Here is a 2,781-nt window from a genome sequence, read left to right as displayed (position 1 = left end):
TCCGATACGCCCTGGCCAACGGGGTGACCCGACCCCCCGATCACCCAAGCGTCGGCGGCGATACGGCTATTCACTGGGTTCGCAAGTCCGGTGATCGCATCGGCCAACTGCGCTTGCGTCTGACCGCCGGGCACACCTGGGATGCGGGCATCAAGGACATCATCACGCGCATACTGGCCTTGGTCACACCAGACCATCGCTATTCGCATTGGGGTCCCGTGATGTAGCCCTGCTCGCACCCGTACTGCGTCTGAACGTCACCGCTCGTCGGCGCTTCCCCACACAGGACGCCGCACCGCTCGTAACCGTTCACCACTCCGTCGCCGTTACGATCTTCGGCCTCGCTGTACGGGTAGCCACTCTCCGCAGGCTGCGATGTGTCGACGCACGCCGGGTCATCGACGGAGTAAGACCCATCGGTGTAGACCGCAGTTCCGCCGTAATCGCAATACCGCAACTCAGGGGCGGGAGGCACGTACGTGTCGCATGAAGGTTCGTAGCCTGTTGTGCCATCCGAGTACAAAGCTGTGCCCGACTGGTACAAGGAGAAGTCCCCGCACTGGAAGGTGATCGGCACGGGTACAGGCGCCGGCGGCGGCTCGGGCGGGGGCGGTAATTCGGCGACCGCGGGCGGCAGCTGTGGTGTGCTCGTTGGTGACGCGGTGGCGGTGACGGTGATGGAAGATGTAGATGGGACGTCTTCCTCGGTCTTGCCATTCGACGAGCAGCCAGAACTGAGCATGGCAGCGACCACAGCAACGAGCACAACGCGCGGGAACCTCATAGTGACCTCCGAGGTCTGGCTTGGCCGACGCCAAATGTGCCGTCGGCGACGGTCTATTCGGAGCAGGCTTCGATCTCGGCAGTCGTATCAGCGTTGCCGAGGCAGTCGAAGCTTTGGTCCAGATCGTCGACCGCGCTGAAAACGATTGTGATGCCCCAGATACCGAGTGCAATCGCGAGAACGGAAGCGCCAATCCCTGCGATCGCGGTCTTCTTGTTCGTGGCCTTGTTTTTCCTGACTCTGGATAATCCCGCAAAGCCGAGAGCCAGACCGATGATGCCGAGGATCAAACAGATGAACCCCGTGAGAGGGATGATTCCGAAGACCAGGCCGACGATCGCCAAAATGAGCGAGGCCAAGCCGAACCCGTTCTTCTCCGGGTTGACCGGTTGCTGCGGAGCGTAGCCGTATCCGTAGCCCTGCTGCGGTTGTCCGTAGCCTGGCTGCTGCTGGGGGTAGGCGTTCGGGTCGTAGTTCTGTGGGCCCTGGTCGGAGCCGCTCGTATAGTTCGGATTTGTCATCGTCATCCTCTCTCGGTGATGCAAGTCACATCGGCGGGCTCGCGGTCGTCGTTACGACGAGGCGCCGCGGTGTTGCCGTTCGACCGGAGCGATACAGAACCAACTCTGCCGGACCCGTCGAGTTACACACCCCTCACACGAGCTACGAAAACCAGAAATGGTTTACCCCTACCGTCGGACCAACAGTCGACGACCGGTAGGAGGCCGAGCGTGTTGCTCAACAGGGTCGGCGCAGGTGTGGCGGTGCTGTCGACCGTTGTGCATTCCAGCAGGGTCGGCAGCGGCGGCACCGGAGTCCTTGTCGCCGCGATGGCAGTTGTGTGCCTTGCCTGCGCGGTCGACCTTTGCCGCTCGTCCGGCCTGCGAGCCTGGGTGATGGTCGCTGCGACGAGTGCGGCCATGCTGCTCGTCCATTCGCCCTTACCGTCCGGGCACCACCACAGCGCTTCTCGTTCCGACCACCTGCCGAGCATGACCGCCGCCTCAGCTCTGGCGGCGCTCGAGTTGCTGCTTGCTGCCTCGGTCGTCTTCTTCCGTACCCGCGGTATCCCCCACGACCTCGTCAACCTCGACGCCAGGAGTCTCGATGACCGATACGTTCGCGCCCGTCACCACCCATCCGCTGGAACCGCTCACCCCGCACGAGATCTCTCGGGCGTCGGCAATTGTCACACGGGAGGAGAACCTGTCGTCGTCGGCCAGGTTCGTCTACATCGAGCTACGCGAGCCGTCCAAAATCGAACTCGCGCAGCCTGATATCGACCGTCAGGCATTCATCGTCCTACGCGACCGCGACGCGCACGCCACCTTCGAGGCCGTTGTGTCACTGACGACGGACGAAGTCGTCAGCTACACCGAGATCGTCGATGCTCAGCCACCCATCACCCTCGAAGAGTTCCTGCAGTGCGAGGACGTCATCAAGGCCGATCCGCGATGGCAGGAGGCGATGATCAAGCGCGGCGTCACCGATTTCAGTCTTGCGATGGTCGACAAATGGGCCAGTGGTCACACCACGGACGACGACCATCCCGGTGGTCGGCGCCTCGCTCGTCCATTGACGTTCGTGCGCAGCGAAGCCCACGAGAACGGCTACGCGCGCCCCGTCGAAAATCTGGTCGTGACGGTCGACATGGACACCATGGAGGTCGTCGACGTCGCCGATACAGGCGTCGTTCCCATCCCGTAGACGCCCGGAAACTACCTCCCCGGCATGTACGAGCGGCCCGGCAACGTGCCTGCGTTCGAGAAACAGCGCGCACCGATGAAGACCATCGACATCACCCAGCCCGACGGCCCGTCCTTCACAGTCGACGGGCACTACGTCGAGTGGGCCAATTGGCGCCTACGCGTGGGCTTCACGCCGCGCGAAGGCCTCGTGCTGCACGACGTCAACTACGTCGACCGCGGAACCGTCCGTCCCGTCATACATCGCGCTTCACTGTCGACGGGCACTACGTCGAGTGGGCCAATTGGCGC

The 2,781-nt window shown here is 63.1% G+C and carries 4 protein-coding genes; 3 read left to right on the top strand and 1 reads right to left on the bottom strand.

Annotation, left to right across the window (positions count from 1 at the left end; genetic code table 11):
• On the top strand, positions 1-227 hold a 227-nt coding region (locus WBQ44_RS19690), incomplete at its 5' end, for a hypothetical protein (protein ID WP_495568351.1).
• Between the two features lie 610 nt (positions 228-837).
• On the opposite strand, the gene WBQ44_RS19685 is transcribed toward WBQ44_RS19690, so the two are convergent.
• Positions 838-1,305 carry a DUF4190 domain-containing protein gene (locus tag WBQ44_RS19685; protein ID WP_495568350.1) on the bottom strand — a complete coding sequence of 156 codons (468 nt, stop codon included), beginning with the start codon at positions 1,303-1,305 and terminating at the stop codon, positions 838-840.
• Between the two features lie 586 nt (positions 1,306-1,891).
• Between WBQ44_RS19685 and WBQ44_RS19680 the strand changes: the two genes are divergently transcribed.
• Both WBQ44_RS19680 and WBQ44_RS19675 read left to right on the top strand, forming a co-directional pair.
• Positions 1,892-2,491, top strand: coding sequence for a hypothetical protein (locus tag WBQ44_RS19680; protein WP_495568349.1), 600 nt, complete (start codon positions 1,892-1,894; stop codon positions 2,489-2,491).
• Between the two features lie 24 nt (positions 2,492-2,515).
• Positions 2,516-2,781 (top strand): copper amine oxidase (locus WBQ44_RS19675; RefSeq protein ID WP_495568348.1); only part of this gene is annotated, 266 nt, incomplete at its 3' end.

The organism is Rhodococcus sp. (in: high G+C Gram-positive bacteria), assembly GCF_049591685.1.
Classification (GTDB): Bacteria; Actinomycetota; Actinomycetes; order Mycobacteriales; family Mycobacteriaceae; genus Rhodococcoides.
Note: the sequence above shows the minus strand (reverse complement) of the source record. Positions and strands in the feature narration are given on the sequence as shown.